The sequence below is a fragment of the Myxacorys chilensis genome, assembly GCF_059505265.1.
This window is the reverse complement of sequence record NZ_JCACKG010000244.1, coordinates 33,942-52,926: the sequence shown is the minus strand read 5'-3', so window position 1 is coordinate 52,926 and position 18,985 is coordinate 33,942. Positions and strand designations below refer to the sequence as shown.

Sequence of the window (18,985 nt, the reverse complement as noted above, 5' to 3'; positions counted from 1 at the left end):
TGGGATGGGCAATGCAATCGTCGATTGGGCCAATATGATTGTCGCTCAACAAGGGGTAATTCACGCTCGGTAAAGGGCAGAGACAGCATCTCTAAACCTTGTGGGAATTCCAACAGCGAACAGCCGCCGCCTGCATTCGCGGGTGCCAGTGGCGACGCTCATTCCCACGGTAGATATGAAACTAAGAAAATCTAGAGAACGCTTTGCAGTCGGAAATGACGCGACCGCTGGCGGAGTGTCCGAAAAAGATGCCATTGCTGCCATTAATCAAGCAAAAGGTTACGGCAAAGACAGCAAGTCCAATGCTGAGAAGCCTGCTGAGTCGGTTCCTCAAACCATTGCAGGCAGTGATACTGCGACCCAACCTGAAGAAGCGCAGCCGGAAGCTGTAGCAGACAGCCAACCCGCTCCAGTTGTCACACTTCAACCTGAAGAACTCAAAGCACTCATTGGTGACGCTGTTTTAACAGCACTTTCTCCAGTGCAAGAGCAACTCGATGCTACCCAAACGCAGCTAGGCGCTACGACTCAAGATCTTGCTGTCACTAAACAGGAATTGCAAACCACACAGACGGACCTACAAACCGCCAAACAAGAACGAGATCGCCTCGCTGGAGTATTTCAAGTGATGGGTAAAGCGACTCCAGTCAATGGTGTAGATCGTGGATTTCCGATGGTGAACAAAGTGACGAGCACTCGAAGCGATCGCGCGATCGGTGCGGCGGCTGACTTCCTGAACATCTACGAGGACTCTAGCCAAACACCAAAATACGCACACGAGAATAGCCAAGGAAATGTTGTTGTCTCCAAAGATTTCACCAACCTGAAACGATTTCTACGCGAGGGAGACAGCCTGCAACATGTTCGCAATGACATGGAAGCCTATGCGAAGGCAAATGGTTTGCTACGGGCTTCCCTTGGCAGAGACAACACGACCAAAGTCACCATTCCTGATGGCTTTTTAGCGTATCTCAGTACTGTCATGCGGATGACACATAACCCCTCGTTCATCTTCTGGCAGTTCATCAAAGTGAAGCTAGACATGGGTAGAGGGCAAGGCGACGCAATCAAGGTGCCTCGCTTTGCCTACAACTCTGCCCCCACAAACAGCAGTGCTCGCTTGCTGAGCGGCAACGGCACCTATGCCCGGATCACAAACTCTCGTCAAGGTCTAACACAGGGCAGTGTTTCGTGCTTGCTGCAAGAGTGGGGTCTAGGTCTAGATGCAAACTCTCCCCCAATTTTGATTCCTCAGTTTGTTTCGGCAAACTCGATTATCGAATTGGAGTCGATTCTGCAACGCAACCTCAACTACGACTACGAATACTGGGAGGATATGAAGATTCGCGAGCTGTGGGCACCCAGCAGCCGCGTGGTCTACAACAGCAAAGGATTTGTGACGGCAACGCCTGCTGATCTCGTTGCGAGTAGCGATGGCACCCTCACTGAATCGTTCATGGACGATCTTTACGGCTACATGCGCGGTTTGCAAATCCCCACCTACGAAGATGGCTGCTATGGTCTAGCCACTCATTCCAAGGGACGCTCTCAAATTCGCAAGAGCTTGAACAATAAGTTCCAGTACACGGGCGAGCAGGGCTTGGAAGAGTTGGTCAACACGCTCAGCGTGGCCACTAACCAAGAAATGGGCAAAGTGTCTGGCTACTTGGGTAAGATCAGCAACTTCCACGTATTTGAAACCAACGCCACCTCAATGGGCGCAGCAGGAACTGAAGGGGTCCAAAACGAAACGTTGGGTGCAGGCAGCAAACTGACTCGGACTTCTTATGCGTTTGGGGCAGATACGATCGGGCGGGGTGTGGGCAGCGAAATGGAAATTCGCCGCTCGAACGATGATGACTTCCAGCGCTCTGACTCCTACATCTGGAGAAGCGAAGAAGGTTTCTGCCCTCTAGATGTTGATCCCACGGGCTACAGCGACGCCAGCACCGTTCCTCAGCAACTCCGCGTGATTAAGGTCAACACCACAGACGTTGCTCTCTAGTTGACTGTATGGAAAATCGGTAGAGGTAGTTATGTCACCTCTGCCGCTCCGCTCCTCTTTTATAGACTGGACCTAAATCATGCCTGAACCCACCAAAGACAAGCCAACTGCTAAGCCCGAAGCTCCTGCACCTGTTGAAGCAGCGAAACAGCCTGAAGTGGATAAAACAGGTTCTGCGCCTGTAGAACCCGAAGTCGTAGAACTCCCTGTCTACCAAACCGAACGCTTTATTGCCTTGGGTATCCCTTACTGCCAGACTTGTGGAGAGCAGTTTCGCACCGGAATGCATGGGGAACGCCTCTGCCCGATCGCAAAAGCTGATTGCGATCGTCATGGAGCATGATGCTCACCTCCGCTGATAAAGCACTCTATTTCCCAGATTTGAACTTATCTGGGAGCTATCTCAATGCCGCGCTCCTGAGAGCACAAGTCATGGCAGAAGGCGCGCTGGGGGCAAATCGTCCTCTATCATTGCAGCAATATACCGAAGTTAAGCCGCTCAATCAACGGCTGCAAACCTGCCAGTTAAGCCGATGCCCGATCGCGGCTGATCCAACTCCCACGATCGAAGCACGGTATGGAAATACGGTTGATGGCTGGGGTCGAACTCATCTGGCAACCCGTTGGCAACTGCTAGAGGCAACGCAGTACACAATTGAGTTTGAAACGGGACGGTTGATGCTGAACGGCAACTTCACGGAAATTCGAGCAACGTATACAAGCGGATTTGACTTCACTCAGGATGACGATCCAAAGGTGCAGGCAATCAAGACGGCTGTGGCGTCAATTCTGCTCTATCAGGCGGGGGTGTAGACTATGTTTACCGATCTGCAAACGGCTTTGGTTCGTGCTCGTGAACGTGCGGCTGCTACAAGCGCAGATGACATATTTCTGACTGAACTACTCGAGCTCTCTGCTGGAACAAGTAGAGCAACAGCCGAAAAAATCTATCGTCCGTTCTATGTGGCGGCTCGGTATCTGCAGCAATCACGCCGTGACCAAACGATTAAACAAGCAGATGGTGCGACGTTTACGGGCCAAGCGATTCCGATCGCGTCACTGCTCGACCTGCAGCGATCGCTCGATGAGTCGCTATTGGTGCCCATTGGGTTTGAGGCGATCGGGCGAATTGAACCGGATGCCAAAGCGCTGAAAGCAACGTATGACGCGGCATTACTCACTTTGAAAAAGTACTCTCCACGGGTATGACCAGCGTATTTCCCACCAACGCGAAGCTCACCTTCCATCTCCCCACAGGACAAACTGTGACTGACCCTGAAACAGGCAATGTCATCTCTGTGCTAGGGGATTTGGATATTGAGTGCTATCTCAAACCGGATGGGGTTCAGTCGAATCGAGGGATCGATGCCTCGCCTGGGGTGCAAACTCCCTCTGAAACCATGAGCGGGCGCATGACGAACCCGATCTATGTGCCTGCCTCGATTCCGGTTTTGGCTGAGGCAGATGCGATCGTGGGGGGACAAGTTGGGAAGTTTCTGATGCGAATCCCGACCCAAGATGTGTGGGGTATTCGCGATGTGTTGGGCGATAAAATCTATGGCACGTTCACTGAGCTTAAGGAGACAACGCCGGTGCCAGTGATTGATAGCGGGTTAGTGTCTGCGATCGCACTTGAGGCAAATCGGCTCGTTGCCGTGGTGAATGGATTGCTGGTCTATGCCGATCAGTCAATTCTCAGTCATGCCTATGCGATCGTCGGGATGACCAAAGCCCCCACCAATCCGAGCCAAGCGGTGGTGTTGCTCTCAGAAGGCGTGATTAGCAGTTCCGGGTGGAATTGGACGCCGGGAGAGCCGTTATTTGTGGGCACAAACGGGCAACTGACCCAAGATGCAGATTCAATTACAACTGGGTTTCTGGCTTCAGCAGGGCGCGTGATTACACCGCAGCAGATTTATCTTGATGTGGAGGAAGATCCTCTTGAGCTTTAAACTAAATGCGGCTGGAATGAAGAAATTGAATGGTGCGATCGCAAAAGCATTTGAAGCAGCCGTCGAAGCATACGGGGATGAATGCAAAGATGCAATTGAGTCTCCGATTTGGAAGTGGGATGGCTACACACTGCGAAAAAACGGAGATTTTATTGGGTCACCACGGGATATTGTTGACACGGGTGAATTACGCGATTCTCAGCAAGAACCCGAATTTGAGGGCAACAAGGCAACCATTGAATGGACGGCTGAACATGCTGGAAACGTCCATGAAGGCTTAGACAGTAATGGCAACCCCATGCCTGCCCGCCCGTGGACAGAAGAAGCTGCACGAAACACCGATTTCGAGGGCATCATGGGCGAAGTCCTGAAACGAGAATTGTCTTGAGCAAGAAACACACCTACGAACTTCAAGGCTCGTCTGATACTATCAGTTTTGAGTTTGACAGCCTGGAAGAGCGCGATTGCTTCCGAGAGAAGCTGAATCGATTGCTAACAATTTATCGGAAACAACTCCTTCAAGAGTTGCAGGGAAAGATGAATGAGCTTGAAGCAATAGAGACACGCTTGTGAACGTTGTAGAACTCCGCACCCAAGTCCAAGAATTGTTAATCGATGAAGTAGGCACTTATGCGCTCACAGGTGGCGTTACAACACCAGCGGTGATTGTGCTCGATAGCGCGGATGTAGTCAGCGATCGCACCGTAACAGGATTAGAGGTGGTCATTCGTCGCAGCCCAATTTCTGATGAAGGCAAACCAACATTCGACTCGGTGAGAGCCGCTAAGGTGTGGCAGATTTTCTTGGTGCAGTGGGGTGGAGCGTATACCCTGGAATCCGCTAAGGACAAGCTGAGACGAAAATTCCCTAACACCCGCGCCATGACCGTAAAGGTCGAGAAAGGCAGCGGGGTTAGGGAACAAGTGTCAATCAGAATTCCAGACGTTGCAGATTTTGACGATTGGCTCTAGAGATTGTCTAGGGTGTCATCTTCTGTTTTGTCTGCCCACGGATCTTCGACAGGCTCAGCTTCAGGAGCAGGCGCTGCTTCAGTAGGGACTTCAGGAGCCGGGGTAGTTGGAGCAACGATCGCGCTAATTTCGTCGTTTAGTGCCTCAACTTGGTGAGCCAGCTCCACAAGGGCAGCTTGCTCTTCGGTTTCTAACCCAGTCTGAAGTTGGGAAATTTGCCCATTCAGGTTCGCGATCGTGGCATCTTTGGATGCTAACAAATCGTTTGCCTCAGCCAGTTGCACCTTGAGTTCTGTCTTCTCAGCTTCCTTGCGATCGACCAAACCCCGAAGGGACTGAACGCTCTTGAGCATCGACGACAAAAGCTGATTGTAAAACTGAATATTGAGTGTGTTCGCCATAGCGATCGACATCCTGTAAAGGTCACCGTTAGCTTTCCCGTTCCTTTCCCGTTCGTAGGAATTCTGGGGCTGATCATCCAGATCTGGAGAGAATTTCAATGGGTAAGAAGTTTCAAGTTGGCAGTGGCGACAAGGTGAAAGTGTATGTTGCACTTTTGCCACTAGGCGATCGCACCGAACCCATCACAATCAATGGCATTGCAACTGCTAGCGGTGGCATTACAGCGAATGCTGTCACAATCAACCTCGGCTCAGCGGTTGGTGGTGTGGGCATTGCTGGAGGCACTCCGCTATTGTTCGCTAACTCAGGCGGTACGAAGGTTAAGGTTTATCTGACTGCTGACGCGAAAGCCGATGACACGGTGCTGCAAATTGAGGCGGCGGCTGCAACCGTTGCTGGAATCTGCACAGCAACTTACGTTCCCAAGCTTCGCCTTTTGGGTGGTACGTCTTCTAGCCCGAAGATTTCCAACAAAACCCAAGAATCCTTGGTGTTTGAAGATGAGCTAGGGTTTGAAGATGGCGTGGTGACATCTGCAAACTGGGAGATTCCGTGGACGGCGAATCTACTGGCTGATGACGATGCTTATCGTCGGATTTATTTTGCCGCCACACACGGCACAAGTGGCCGCGAAGCTTATATCTGGCAGTACGATCCTCCACCTCCTGGCTTCACCACAGGCGATGGCTTGAAGGGCGCGTGTATCGTCGCAGATTTTAGCAAAGATCTTAAGAGCGATGGCATACTCTCGTTCCAAACCAGCTTTAAGGGACAGGGAACGCCGGGAATTCTGCGCTACAGCTAACAAGAAAGCCGAACAGCCTAGAGGAGTTGAGCGAGTAGGCTGTTCGGTCACACAATAGGGATTCCTACGTTATGCCTCGAATTGATTTATTCTCGATCGTCGACTCAATTAAGGGCATTAGTATTTTTCTTGCCCTTCACGCTGACGTTTGCGCCTTCATTTGGGTTTTGATTCACGGGCAGAGCAGAGATGCGATCGCACTGGTGGTGATTTGTTTTTATCTTGGCATCAAGCAGTAACCCCGCGTCGGTGGGAACCTCTAAGGCGATGTTGAGCGAGAAGAACGCCCATGCTACCGTTTAAAACTGCACCGACACGCCAGTACGAAACCGTTGAGGTTGGCAACTCTGAGATTGGAGTTTTAGAGATCAAGAAGTACGAAAACCTCACTCGTGCTGAGTACGGCTTCATTAAAGAGCAAGAATTATTCAACTATCAGTTTCAGCTTGCCACCCTAGCCAAGCGGGTTTCACGGGAGACGGGTGCTCATTTTGCCTACGTCAACGATCGCATCAGTGCTTACGTCTTCGGCGGGGTGATTCAGAACGACATCGTACTAGTTGATGGCGAACAAGGTAAGGTGGTCAAGGTTGAAACGGTTGAAGATACCGAAGGTAAAAAGACCGAATTGATTACGGTTGCGTTTGGTGACGTTGAGGCAATGACCTCGATCGACGACATTGATATTGTCAGCCCCGAGTGGTACGCAGATTACTACGCGGATATCACCGCTTTTATCAATGAGTATGTTGATTCGCTGGCCTACCAAAATTATGTTTATGCCACCGCGATCGTCAGGTTCCGGCTTGACCCCAGTTGGAAGCTCGAAGACACGCAGAACCCAGAGCTAATGGACTATGAGCTAGTCCGTGAAGTGGCATCGTTTGCCTACAAAGAGAAAAACGGCTGGAAGACCGAGGAAGAAGCCGCGAAAGAGCCTTCTACCGATGAAGAATTGGGAAAATCCTCGACGGAGAGCCAGACCCCGACTGGGAAGGCATCTTCTGGCGGATCCAGCGCTACTGGGGACACGACCCCAGATTCAATCACAGAAACTTCGCCTTCCAGCCCATCAGCTTAATTTTCCAAGCCCTAGAGTGGGGGGCAAAGCTGCATCATGAAGAACTGCATCTGCATGAGTTAGGCATTGCTACCCTCTCTAGTTTGTTTGTCAATGCCAACCGAGGCAAAGACAGCGAACCAGCTCAGCCATCTGATTTCTACTATTTCCAGTCTGCGAGCGGGGAGAATATCTCGATTCCTGCTGCTGCGTGTGATGCCTTCTTTAGCTGCGTGCGGGATGGCTTGATGCCTGCGTGGGCAGTGCCGTTATGTCCGATCGATAAACTTCAGTCGGGCAGAGCTAATGGTAGGGTGACTCATCCGAGGGTGTGGGTAGGCGATGGAGTTGTGCTGCTGTTGCCTCGGATTGAGGGCAAACAAGTGATTGCTCCGTTTGCTGTGATTGAAGGGGCAGACGGTGTTGTGGATGTGAATGACCCGGACAGCGACACGTGGTTTGCGATCGATGTTCCGGGTGAAGATTGTTGGATGCTAGAGGCTGAGTTCGCGATCGTGGAGTCGAAAATTATTTTGATCAAGTAGGAATGGTTTGAGTGATGTTTCGCTCATGCGGATATGACTCAAACCATTGACTGGAATAATCCTTCGGCTTCAGTTGGCAAACATTTCACCGTGGCAGAAGTGACCCAAAACGACGATCACAGAATCCCTGCGAGGGGGTCAGATGAGGAAGTCGCCATCCTCAAACTAGCAGTGGAGCTAGACAAAATTCGAGACGCATGGGGCAGCGCGATTGGGGTTACGTCGTGGTATCGCCCCTATGCGATTAATCAAGCTGTGGGCGGCGTTTCTAACTCACAGCACATCTACGGTTCTGCGGCTGATATCTATACGATGGACGATCGCAATGAGGAGTTTGAAGCCTTTCTCGATCGAAATTGGGGCGGCGGACTTGGTTACGGAATTGCCAGCGGTAGGGGCTTCACGCACTTGGATTTGAGAGAAGGCGGCTGGAAATACGGTCCTGGTGAGATTCGCTGGACATACTGAAAACAACCCCTGTTCTCATGGTGAGAGGCGGGGTTACTGTATGACTGCGGCAATTCTAGCTCATAGGAACTCTAGCCCAGATTTTCTGGGTTAGAGCATGACTGAGATTGTAGGGTCGCTTGGGATTGAGCTTGTTCTTGAGCGCGAGACGTTCGATCGCGACCTGAAACAGTTGCAATCCCTCAAGGGTGGTCAGATTGCGTTTGCAGCAACCCTCGACACACGGGCACTGCGACAACAGGTCAACAACCTCTCCCAAATCAAGCCAGTTATTGGGGTTCAAGTTGCGATCGCAAACCTGAACGCAGTTGAATCACAACTCAAAACCCTGACCCGCGATCGCAGCGTTAATCTATCCATCAATCTCAACACGAATGGACTAGAGCAGAAGCTAGGAACGTTAGGGCAAAATCGCACGATTGGGCTAGCGGTTAGCGCTAATTTCAACCCAGTCGAATCACAACTCAAAACCTTAACCCGCGATCGCAGCGTTAACCTTAGCATTGCTCTAAGCGATAACGGCATTGAGCAAAAGTTAGAGAGATTGACCCGCGATCGCACGGTTCGATTTGCGGTTGAGCTGGATAACAATGGCATTGACCAAAAGCTTGCCATCTATCGCAATCGCAGCTTTACGGTGTCGGCAAAGGCTGACGTTTCTGGACTGGACGCGCTCGACAAACGGCTAGCTCAGGTTACGAATCGGACGGTTAATGTTTCTGTGCAGGCGACGGGTACAGGACTGAATGCGCTCGACAGACAGCTTCAGGGGTTTGGAGACCGCACCTTTAAGCTGAGCGCCATTGTCGATGATTCACGACTTACCGATCTCAACAAACATTTAGACCTAAAGCAACGGCACTGGACAGAGACGGTCAATCTATTCCGCTCCAAACCGATTAGCCCAACAGTTGATGATTCAGGACTTACGGCGCTAAATGGGCAGCTTGATAGGACGCAGAAAAACCTGCAAGACACGAGTGCCGCTGCTGCCATCCCGATCGCCGTTCAGACCGACATTTCCCAACTGCTGACAGCGAGAGAGCAAGCCCAAGGGTTCCAATCTGACTTAACCAACATTCAAGCGTTTGCAGGCGCAACGATTCGATTAGAGGCACAACATTTAGTTGATACCTCCAATCTGCAAAATGTCTTCCAGCAGGCAACGAGCGAATTTAGCTCAACTGGGAAACAGATTGGAGAAGACATCTCCAAACAGGTTTCTAACTCTAAGGTCAAAGTTGCCAGCAGTGGGGCGGTATTTTCACCTCTGACCAATATCGTCGGTAGTTTGGGGCAAGGGATCAGCCTTGCGATCGGGCAGAAAATCAGTGCTGGGTTCTCGCAGCAAGCCAATGGGTTTCTCGAAAAAATTGGAGCCAAATCTGAGCAGTATGTGGTTAGCAAAGCCCAATCCTTTGAACGGGTGGCGGCTAAGGATTTTGGGTATGAAGGGGTAGAGGCTCTCCGAAAAGACATCGCTCGCTTGGGTCAGTTTGCCGATGGGTTTATCGACCCAGAGAAGGTAAGGTCGGCGGGTCAACAGTTTGAGCAGCAGCTTTCTAAAATTGCGGTTGACTTCTTCGTTAACCAGAAAGGCGCAAAGCAGATCTTCCAAGAGTTTAGTGCTGAGAATCCGTTGCCACGCGGGGCGTCTGAAGCGGCATTTCGTGTAGCAGGGTATGGATTGCAGCAAGTTGCGCCTGCACTGCGAATCAACAAAGATGTGCAGTTGGCAAAAGCGGCAAAACAAGTTGAAGAACTCGTTCCAACCATCACGATCGACCCGGTTCGCAAACGGGAGATTGAGCGATCGAATGCGGTTCTCTATGCCACTGGAGGATTGAACAACGCAGGCGGCAAATCCGGCGCTCAACTGCTCAAACCTCAATTAGAGCGGATTGCACCGGGTGCATTCATTCAACCACTCTCAAACGAGTATCGCGATTCTAACGCGCCGTTGCTCTCTAAGACGTTTGAGGCACTGCTGCAAAAATCGGGACTTCAGAATGCTATTCCCCAGGACTATCTCAAGTTCATTGATACAGGCGTCTTCTCCGGCGCAACTCCGGAAGTAATCCGGGCAGCAGCAGAGGCAAAAGCCTATCAGCAAGCGACGAACAAGCCCGTCTACAGTGTGGGCTACTCAGCAGGCGGAGCAGATGTTGCTGATTTAGTGCGACTCGGTGAGTTGACCGGAACCAACATCAAAGGCGTCGGCCTGGGCGCTCCAATCACGGGTCTGACGCAGCGACCGAGCGAGAACTTTACCTCGATTCAGGGCGGCAATGACGAGATTGTGCGATCGCTCTTTACCACCTTTACTCCGAAGGAAGGTCGGGGGGCGCAGCCCGGAGACGACTTTACCGAACGGCTGAAGAAGTCGGGATTGCTGGGCGCGTTGGTGGGCAACCCGATTGAGAATACATTTGTGGCTCCGGGTGTGGGGACAGGTCACAGCCTGCGAGACTACCTCTCGGCACCAATTGTTCAAGACAAGTTCCAATCCTTGCTGCCCGGAATTCTGCCTGATCAGTTGATTCCAGAGTATGTAGGCAAGAAAGGTCGGAGCGCTCTATCGTTTGCGTTAGATCAGTCGCAGAAACGACCAGAGAAGGTATTTTCGGCAATTCAAGCCACCCGCGATCGTCCCCCTTCTGAAGCAGGGCTTGATCGCTCGATTGAAGAATTGCGGAAATACGAAAAGGAATACTCTGACCTCAAAGGTAAGACGACTGGCTCGGTCAAAAAAGAAATTGAGCTATTCACCCAATCGATCAGCAAAGCGATCGCAGCATTTGAAGAACTGAAAGCCAGTGGAGGCAGTTATACCGCTCAATACCGAGATTTAATTGCTCAGTCGGATGCGGCGAAAAAGGAATATCAGACGGCAGCAAAAGCCAATCTGCAATCGGGTAAAACCGCCATTTTCGCCAAGCGAGACTTTAAAGAATCGATCGGCGTAGGTGGGACTAAGGTTCAGGAATTAGTTTCGAGCAAGCAAGATAGTGCCTTAGCCAATGCCCAAGCGATCGCGAAAACTGTCACGGTTGACACCTCAGAAGAATTTGCACAGTTTCAGCAAAAGGTTGCCGCCATTGGTGCAGGGCTTGAACCGCTGCTAGCACAAGCCCAGAATATCGATATTTTGCCGACTGATGAAATTGTCAGTCTCTATGAGCAAATTAGTACTCAATTCAATGAGGAAATTGACCAATTAGAGCGACTCACCGATGAATTTGCGAACGAGGTTGAGCGCAAACCTGCAAAGGCACGATCGCAAGTCGCAGAAATTCTGCCCACGCTGAATCGACGTAAAGTCTTAGTGCCGTTGGCGCAAGAGTTTGGCATTGAGAATGCCGACAAGCTGAAAAAGAAAGAGCTAATTGCCTCATTGGGTCAAATCGAAATTGGTGCATTACAGCCCAAAGTGCTAGAGCTGAGCCGCAATCAGGCACAGCAGAGAGTAGTCAGGCAAGAACGCAATGCTGCGATCGCACAGACCGCAGGCAACGTCGCGAGAGGCACGGTTGAGGGAACGGGCACTGCAATTCGAGAAGTGACAGAGGCCAGTAAGAAGGCAGTCAGTGTATTTCGGATTGTTGCCAACTCTGATGCAGCACAGGCATTCATCGGCGGGTTAGGTGGTGCAACGAAAGGTCTGTTTGCGATCGCGAAGACAGGTTACAAAATCGCCTCTATTGCTGAAGGAGTAGCACTAGATGCGTTGCCGTTTGGACGTTTGACCAAGGGAGTGTTGCAGCAAACTGCACTACCAGCCGCTACATTTGCGGCGGCAACTCACTTTCTCCCTGGTGGGCAGATTGCCTCTGAAGGGCTGAGTCACCTTCTGAGTGGGGCAATTACACCGCTCACGGGTGCAGCAGGGGAGGCCGCATCAGCTTCGGCATCGGGGCTAATTGCTCAGGCGATTCCGCAAACAGCAACCCTGTTTGGGCATACCGTCCCGAATGTACTCGCGCCCGCTGCCACCCCGATTACGAGCGCAGTTACGGGAGCGATTCAAAGCCTAACGGCATCTGCGGGTGAAATGGCGGTGCAGGCTGGGACGGTGATTCTTGGCGGTAAGTTGATTCAGGGTACTGTCGGCAAGGCAGGGGAAGCGACCTTAAAAGCGGCATTACCTCAAGATCAGCCCAAAGCATTACCTGCTGCATCGAATAAAGCATTGCCGTCGTCATCCAAAGCGGTTGATGCTCCTGTTCTTGTTCCAACTAAGGTATTACCTGCTCAGAGTAGATCAACTCAAAGCGGAGCGGCTCAAACCGACCTTGCACCTTCGTTTGAGCAATTCACCAACCCTCAGTTGCTGGCTGCCACACGCAAGTTAGGGATTAAGGGAACCAACAGCAAGACCACGAAAGACAACCTGATCGAGCGGCTCAAAGCGTTTCGCAATCAGCCGCAAGTCGATCAGGTCTTAGCGCAAGTTCAAGCCGAAATTAATCGGGATGGTAGCCCGATCGCAGGCTTTGATAAATCGGCTGAGAAAGATGCTCTAAAGCGCCTCTCTAAGGCTGAGAAAGATATCAATAAGCGGTTAGCCCAACTGCAAACGGCAACGGGCAAGAAACGCGAAAAACTCATCAATGAGATTTTGTCTTCATCGCAGAATGAGATCGCAGAGATTGATCAACTTAAGGGTCAAAACCTGTCTGGTGAAACGTTGCGATCGCTGTCTGGAACGCAAGGACGAATCGAAAACACAGTTCGCAATAACCCCAGCCTCAATGCGGCTAGAACTGAGCGAAACGACGCGATCAAGACGGTCACAATCGAGGCTCAGAGCACTCGTGTGAAAGGGCTTGCGAGAGTTGCTCTAGATGATGTTGAGCCTGTAACAGCAACGCTAGGCACAACGCTGAAAGAGGGATTTCGCAAGCTCACCAACTTTGCTGCAAAACAGTTTGAAGTCCAGCCACAGCAAACCATTCAGGGCACATTAGGCGCGATCGCCAAGTCTCCCAGAGCGATCGATCTAGCGGTCAATACAGCCGGATTTGCTGCCTCTCAGATTGGCGCGAAATATGGCATTGTGCCTGAACTGACAGGAGATTTGGTCGGGGCATTAGTTGCACGGCAAGCCATTACACGCGGACGGTCATCTGGCAAAGATCTAACTGGAGACATTGCAGGGTTTGGGGTTGGCAATATTGCCGCCAGATCGCTCAACGCCGGATTAGACGCACTGACGGGCGTGGTTCCAGGTGCTGGAGTGCTGAGAGCGCTTCCGTTTAAGGGTGCGATCGCGGCATCGCTCACGGTTCCCAAGGTTCAAAAAGCAGTTGAGCCATTCCAAGAGCCACCTATTGAGGGACTGGCTAGAGCACAGGCTCCAACGGGAGCGAGGGGGCTGGTAGAGCGGTTTAGGCCACTGCTGCCCAACAACCAAAAGAAAGCTGCCCAAATTCGCAATAACTACGAAGCAATCTACGAAGAGATTGTCAAACTGTCGGGAGCCGCTTACAACCCCAGCAATATTCCAAAGCTGTCGGTTGATGGTAATCGCCTTAAGAAACTAGGGGCACAAGCATTTTTCGACATTGAGCAAAACACGATCGTGATTGATAACACGATCGCTGGCATTCTCTCAAAGCGAACGGAACAACTTCACAGGTATTCAGAGCAACTGAAGTCGCTTACCCATGAAGGACGGCACAGCGTTCAGCTGGATGGTGGCAAGATTGGCCTAGAAGAGGCAGCGTCAGGGCAAAACGTAGACCTGTTGCGGCGTGACTCACTGACTCAGGCCCAGCGATCGCAGGTTGATAAATCAGTAGAAATTGCTCGTCGTGGGGGTGCAAAGGGGACTCAGCTAGGAGCAGTGAAGGCACTTGAAACCGACGCCTACGCTTTTGAAAAGAATACGGGCGGCATTCTTAAAAATGTAGCAGACACACCCCCCGTAAAGGCATCGGCGCAAGCCGCTCAGAAGGGATTACTCAATGAGCTTGGCTCAGCCATCACCGGATTAAAACAGAGGTTCCAGGAAGGGGTTGGTGCAACTGAGATCTTTGGGCTGTCGCTCAATAAGATTGGCGGTTTTGCTAAGACTGCGATCGCAGGGTTTATCGGCTTCCAAGTCCTGTCGAACATTGTCCCGATTATCACCAACTTTGGTAAAGAGTCGGTCAACGCGGCAATTAAGCTTGACAACCTCAAAACCGCCCTCAGTTTCGGCTCTGGTGGGGCAGGTAATGCGGCGAAGGATCTAGCGTTTATCCGAGGCGAGGCAACACGGCTAGGCGTCCCGTTAGGGGCACTGCAAGAGGGATTTGTTAAACTCTCCGCCTCAACTAAAGGAACGGCTCTAGCAGGGCAAGTGACGAAGGATTTAGTCACAGGCTTAGGGCAGGCGTCTACCACGTTGGGGCTGAGTGCTGAAGAATCAGGTGGGGCAATTTTGGCTCTGTCTCAGATTGCCAGTAAGGGCAAGGTCCAGGCTGAGGAGTTGCGGGGTCAACTAGGAGAAAGGATTCCGGGCGCGTTTAGCATTGCTGCCCGTGCGATGGGCGCGACTGAGGCAGAGCTTAATAAGTTTCTCGAAACGGGTTCTGTGACGGCAAACGACTTCTTACCGAAGTTTGCCCGTCAGTTACAGGTTGAGTTTGCGGGCAGTGCTGAAAGTGCCTCACAAAACATTCAAAGTTCGTTCAATCGGTTGGGCAATTCATCTCAGCAACTTCAGGAGAAGTTCGGAAAGCTGTTTACACCGAATGCGTTTGCAGTCGATGGGGCAGCAAAGGGGCTTGATGTGCTGGGCAACAGCCTGAATGTGCTGGTTCCAACCTTTCTAACGTTTGCCACTATTGTCGGTCGCCCGCTACTTGCCCCACTTGCTGCACAGCTTCTACCTGTTGAAAGAATTAAGGCAGGATTAGGGGCTTTAAAGGAGGGTGCTCTCTCTGTTGGAGGCAGCGCTCGCAAACTTGCGCTTGATTTTGGAATAGCAACGATCGCAACCCTCGGCGCGATCGAAGCAGGACGAGCGATCGGAGAAGTGTTCGGACTAGATGAGGAGGGGCAAAAGTTCAAAGCCTTTGCAGACCAGGGCGAGAAGTCCCTCCAACGCATTGCAAAAGCAGCACGGGCGGCTCGTGGTGAAATTGATGATGTCCCCAATAAACCGAGCGAATCGAAGGGATTTGACCTTAGCTTGGGGCTGCTTGGGTTAACAGGATTAGATAAGACAGGGGCTTCATTCAAAACCGACGATGTTCTTAATTTCGCCAACAATATTAATAGTGGGGTAAACCAATTCTTTGGGGCAGACAAAGATTTTGGCAGGCTCACCACTGTTGCAGAGTTGCAGCAACAGAAATCTCAAATCGAGTTTAACAAGGGGTCAGACGCTACAAACAGCCTGTTAAGCCAGATTTATAGCGGCCAAATCGATACTGTAGATGAGAAAGGTAGACGCGGAACTGCCGATATTCGTGAGAGCCTTGCCAAAGCTCAGGGCATTGATCAGCAGGTGTCGGTGCTTCAGGCTCAACGCAATGGCTTAGCCGCTAAGCCTAAAGCAGACAAGACGCGACTGGGCCAGCTTGACGAGCAAATTCAGGCTCTGACCAGCGAACGAGCGAAAGCCACTGCACCGATTACTGAACTACAGTCCAGCATTAAACAACAAATCGATGGGCGCAAAGAACAGCTAAAAAGTGCTAAAACTGACGCCGAAAAAACTCGAATTAGTTCAGAGATTGCAGCCTTAGATAAAGGACAATCCGTTCTGTCCCAGATAGAGAAGAGTTTTGGCACAGCCGCCGATCGCGTTTTGGATCTCAAGGTTGCGCTGGGTGAGATGAATCTCAAACTGGAAGAGGTAGAGCGCAATGCCGATATTCAGTTCAATATCGGCACAGCGAAGGATCTCAAAGCTCAGATAGAAAATTTTGGTAGTGATGTCAATGCAAGTATTAATGCTCCAGTTCAAGCAGCGGGGCAGGAGGATAAGCGGGCAACTGCAAAATTAGAAGGCAATCAAAAGGTTATTGCTGAAATACAGCCCAAGCTTAACGCTGCTGAAATACAAAATACTTTGCAGGGTTTGACTGGCTCGAACGGGAAGCAGATCAGCCTTGATTCGTCGGTTGGGGATCTTCAGTCTGTCAAAACAAATGATGACGGTAAGAAAAAGCTACTAGACGACCTGATCAACTACAAAAAAGCGGTTGACGGGAGGAACGCGCTTGAGGTGGAGGGTTCAAGAACTCGAATCGCCCTCCAGAAAGCCGAAGAATCGGCAAAACTTGCCGAAATTCAGAAAACAACTCAGCAGCGCGAATCGCAGCTTAAACGTGATGCCAACACTGCTCAAATTGGGCTGCTAGAGAAACAAAAGGCTGGCTCGATTTATGAAGCCGATGCCAGTGCTGAAAGTGCCAACCTGCAAGTCACCAAGGGCAAAGCCGAACTCGATAGTACCAAGCAACAATTAGACGGCATTGAGGCGGCATTTGCGGCGGGCACATTGTCTGCCGAAGAATATGAGAAGCAACGGCGGGAGATTGGCGATCGCATCAGTGATCAAGAGGTGCAGAACGCCCAGAATGAAGTAGCTGCTGTCAAAGCAGCCGAAGCCGTGAAACTGGCTGAAATTGAGCGCTCTGCGCGTAAACGTGAAGCCCAAATCAAACAGCAGGAATCGACGGCCACGGTGGGGCTGATTCGACAGAAAATTGGCAAGTCAATTTCTGAGGAAGATGCGGGCATCGCCCAAGCACAAATTGGGCTGAATACCGCTAACGCTCAACAGTCAAGCACTCAATCTCAGTTAGATGAATTAGAGTCAGCGTTTGCCCGTGGCATCGTCAAGAAAGAAGAATATGAAAAGCGGAGTCAAGACCTCAGCAATAGCTTGGCTGATTTGTCTGTACGTCAAGCGGAGCAGGAGCTGGCCCTGCGAGAGGCAATTAACCGCAAGATTATCGAGAAGTTTGAGCGTACTTCTAAGTTGGTGAACGCCAGTATTGATGCTCAGCTCAGCGATCGCAGCATCAATTTCAAATTAGGTGGCCTCGATAGCAGTAGTTTTGTCGGCCTCAAGACTGGGATTGCCTCAGCAACCGCAGAACGTGACGCCGCACAGCAACGCTTTGACCAGCTTGGGAAAGAAGATGCTGAGGTGACACGCCTCAACACGGCTCAAGTCGTGAATCGCCCTGTTGACCCCAGAGAGCAACGGAAATATGAGTTCTTCAAGGATTTGGGGTTTGATATTGACGCTCCTAAGCCAGAACAAGAAACGGTCAAAGTCTTGTCTGATAAGGAGGCAGAAGATCGCAAACTGCAAATTGCTCAGAATTCCAGAGCGCAACGGGATAAGATTGTTGAACTCTCGGCACAGATTGAGCTGAAGAAAATTGCTCAGGTTGCTGAAGCAGAGCAGCGATCGCTCAATAACAAAAAGACGGCACTTGAGACTGAGTTGAAGTTGACGAGCGCGATCGCGGATGCTCGCCAGAGCAGTTTGAAGATTGGCATCGATCGGACAAATGAAAATATTGATGCTGTCAAAGCGTTGCAATCGAAAGAGACAGGCAAGAACCTCAGAGCGGTATTACAGCAGCAGCTTGGGGGCAGTGGAGTGTCAGGCTCTCAGCCAACTGATGTACTGACCTTGACGCAAAATCGTCAGTCATTGGAGTTGGAAGCCGACCGAGAGAAGCTTGCCATCCTAGAGCGGCAACAGCAGCTTGAACGTGAGTCGTTAACCATTCAACTTGAGCTAGAGAAAGTTTCAGCAAGAAAGGCGATCAATGAGGCAAAGTATGCTCAGAATGCGGCACAGCGAAATGTGTTGGACGCTCAGAAGGAATTGCGTTTAGCGAAGAAATCAGGGGATGCAGAGGAGATTTCATCCGCACAAGACTACCTAGCTAACGCGAACAAGGGGTTGGGAATTTCGGATGAAGGACTCAACATTGCTCAGCAGCAAAATAATGAACTCGATAAGCGCATCGCTAAAGAGGAAAAAGTGCAAGCCGTTCAGCAGCAAACGAACCGTGATGCATTGCAGGCAGAAAATGCCAAAAACCAACGGTCGAGGGAGCGTGAGCAAGCACAACTGCAAGACCAACTAGGCGTTGGCGGAGGTGTCACAGGTGGCGCGGGCGGTGCATCGTCGAGCGGGTTAGGTGGTGGCGTTGGTGCATCTGGAGGGCTAACGCTATCGGGCAATGACATTACTGCTTACGATAATGCTCGACGGGCATTCAGCCAAGCCATTACGGGCAACGAATTTCGTGGGCAGGAAGGGCAGAAAGAAGCGATTCTGACAGCATTGAACCTTAGTTCTGGTAGAGAGAAAGAGTTTCTCAGTCTGATTGCCTCTAAGAGCGGGTTTGGAGATGTTGCCGACACTGCCACAAGACTGAATCAAGCAGTGAGCGCTGGAGGCCCGCGATCGATTGAAGTAGCATCGGCAGTGAATAAAGCCGCCTTCAATGGAGGCGATATGCTTGCAGCGCTAAACCGAGTGAGCGATCGGATTGAGAAACTAGCCAACACGCCACGCAGCCTGACGTTCAACAGCCAAACCCCGATCGATGATTATGCCGACTACACAAACCGCAGCGCAGGTTCTAGCCTACGAAATCTTTAATCCTCCCAGACTAACTCTCGTCAAGTGGGAGAAATTAACCGTTGAGCCTGAGGAACTTACTTGACAAACGGTTCTCAAAGTGAGAACATAGGGTCACAGTTTGCGAGTAAGGGTAGTTCCAGTATGCATAAATTAACGGTTATCGAAAGG

Annotated in this window: 14 protein-coding genes; 13 read left to right on the top strand and 1 reads right to left on the bottom strand. The window is 51.0% G+C overall.

Annotated features, from left to right (window positions below; all coding sequences use genetic code 11):
- Positions 1 to 100: 100 nt before the first annotated feature.
- The 7 genes from AC5JLB_RS25450 (at position 101) to AC5JLB_RS25420 (ending at position 4,928) form a co-directional block, all read left to right on the top strand.
- Positions 101 to 2,005, top strand: coding sequence for a hypothetical protein (locus tag AC5JLB_RS25450; protein WP_495876626.1), 1,905 nt, complete (start codon positions 101 to 103; stop codon positions 2,003 to 2,005).
- 79 nt (positions 2,006 to 2,084) lie between these two features.
- Entirely contained in the window at positions 2,085 to 2,348 is a 264-nt protein-coding gene (locus AC5JLB_RS25445; protein WP_495876625.1) for a hypothetical protein, read from the top strand.
- Positions 2,345 to 2,818, top strand: coding sequence for a hypothetical protein (locus tag AC5JLB_RS25440; protein WP_495876624.1), 474 nt, complete (start codon positions 2,345 to 2,347; stop codon positions 2,816 to 2,818). Before AC5JLB_RS25445 ends, AC5JLB_RS25440 begins: the two co-directional genes overlap by 4 nt.
- A 3-nt stretch (positions 2,819 to 2,821) precedes the next feature.
- The gene (locus AC5JLB_RS25435) at positions 2,822 to 3,214 is read left to right on the top strand and encodes a hypothetical protein (RefSeq protein WP_495876623.1); all 393 of its coding nucleotides are present in this window, start codon (positions 2,822 to 2,824) and stop codon (positions 3,212 to 3,214) included.
- Positions 3,211 to 3,957 (top strand): hypothetical protein, encoded by a 747-nt coding sequence (locus tag AC5JLB_RS25430; RefSeq protein ID WP_495876622.1) that lies wholly within the window; start codon positions 3,211 to 3,213, stop codon positions 3,955 to 3,957. The genes AC5JLB_RS25435 and AC5JLB_RS25430 overlap by 4 nt, the downstream gene beginning before the upstream one ends.
- Complete coding sequence (locus AC5JLB_RS25425; RefSeq protein WP_495876621.1) at positions 3,947 to 4,345, top strand: hypothetical protein; 399 nt, start codon at positions 3,947 to 3,949, stop codon at positions 4,343 to 4,345. The genes AC5JLB_RS25430 and AC5JLB_RS25425 overlap by 11 nt, the downstream gene beginning before the upstream one ends.
- Positions 4,346 to 4,526: 181 nt before the next feature.
- Positions 4,527 to 4,928: a hypothetical protein gene (locus AC5JLB_RS25420; protein WP_495876620.1), complete on the top strand. Its 402-nt coding sequence runs from the start codon at positions 4,527 to 4,529 to the stop codon at positions 4,926 to 4,928.
- On the opposite strand, the gene AC5JLB_RS25415 is transcribed toward AC5JLB_RS25420, so the two are convergent.
- Positions 4,925 to 5,329 (bottom strand): hypothetical protein, encoded by a 405-nt coding sequence (locus AC5JLB_RS25415; RefSeq protein ID WP_495876619.1) that lies wholly within the window; start codon positions 5,327 to 5,329, stop codon positions 4,925 to 4,927. The two genes, AC5JLB_RS25420 and AC5JLB_RS25415, sit on opposite strands and share 4 nt — an antisense overlap.
- A 98-nt stretch (positions 5,330 to 5,427) precedes the next feature.
- Here AC5JLB_RS25415 and AC5JLB_RS25410 point away from each other — a divergent pair, with 98 nt between their 5' ends.
- The 6 genes from AC5JLB_RS25410 to AC5JLB_RS25385 all read left to right on the top strand — a co-directional run bounded on the left by AC5JLB_RS25410 (position 5,428) and on the right by AC5JLB_RS25385 (position 18,835).
- Positions 5,428 to 6,135: a hypothetical protein gene (locus tag AC5JLB_RS25410; RefSeq protein ID WP_495876618.1), complete on the top strand. Its 708-nt coding sequence runs from the start codon at positions 5,428 to 5,430 to the stop codon at positions 6,133 to 6,135.
- 71 nt (positions 6,136 to 6,206) lie between these two features.
- A complete protein-coding gene (locus AC5JLB_RS25405) occupies positions 6,207 to 6,374 on the top strand; it encodes a hypothetical protein (RefSeq protein WP_495876617.1) in 168 nt (55 codons plus the stop codon).
- Between the two features lie 50 nt (positions 6,375 to 6,424).
- Positions 6,425 to 7,216 (top strand): hypothetical protein, encoded by a 792-nt coding sequence (locus AC5JLB_RS25400; RefSeq protein WP_495876616.1) that lies wholly within the window; start codon positions 6,425 to 6,427, stop codon positions 7,214 to 7,216.
- An 83-nt stretch (positions 7,217 to 7,299) separates the two neighbouring features.
- On the top strand, positions 7,300 to 7,740 hold the full coding sequence (locus tag AC5JLB_RS25395) for a hypothetical protein (protein WP_495876615.1): 441 nt from the start codon (positions 7,300 to 7,302) through the stop codon (positions 7,738 to 7,740).
- Positions 7,741 to 7,773: 33 nt separating this feature from the next.
- Positions 7,774 to 8,208: a D-Ala-D-Ala carboxypeptidase family metallohydrolase gene (locus AC5JLB_RS25390; protein WP_495876614.1), complete on the top strand. Its 435-nt coding sequence runs from the start codon at positions 7,774 to 7,776 to the stop codon at positions 8,206 to 8,208.
- Between the two features lie 97 nt (positions 8,209 to 8,305).
- Positions 8,306 to 18,835: a tape measure protein gene (locus AC5JLB_RS25385; RefSeq protein WP_495876613.1), complete on the top strand. Its 10,530-nt coding sequence runs from the start codon at positions 8,306 to 8,308 to the stop codon at positions 18,833 to 18,835.
- Positions 18,836 to 18,985: the final 150 nt, after the last annotated feature.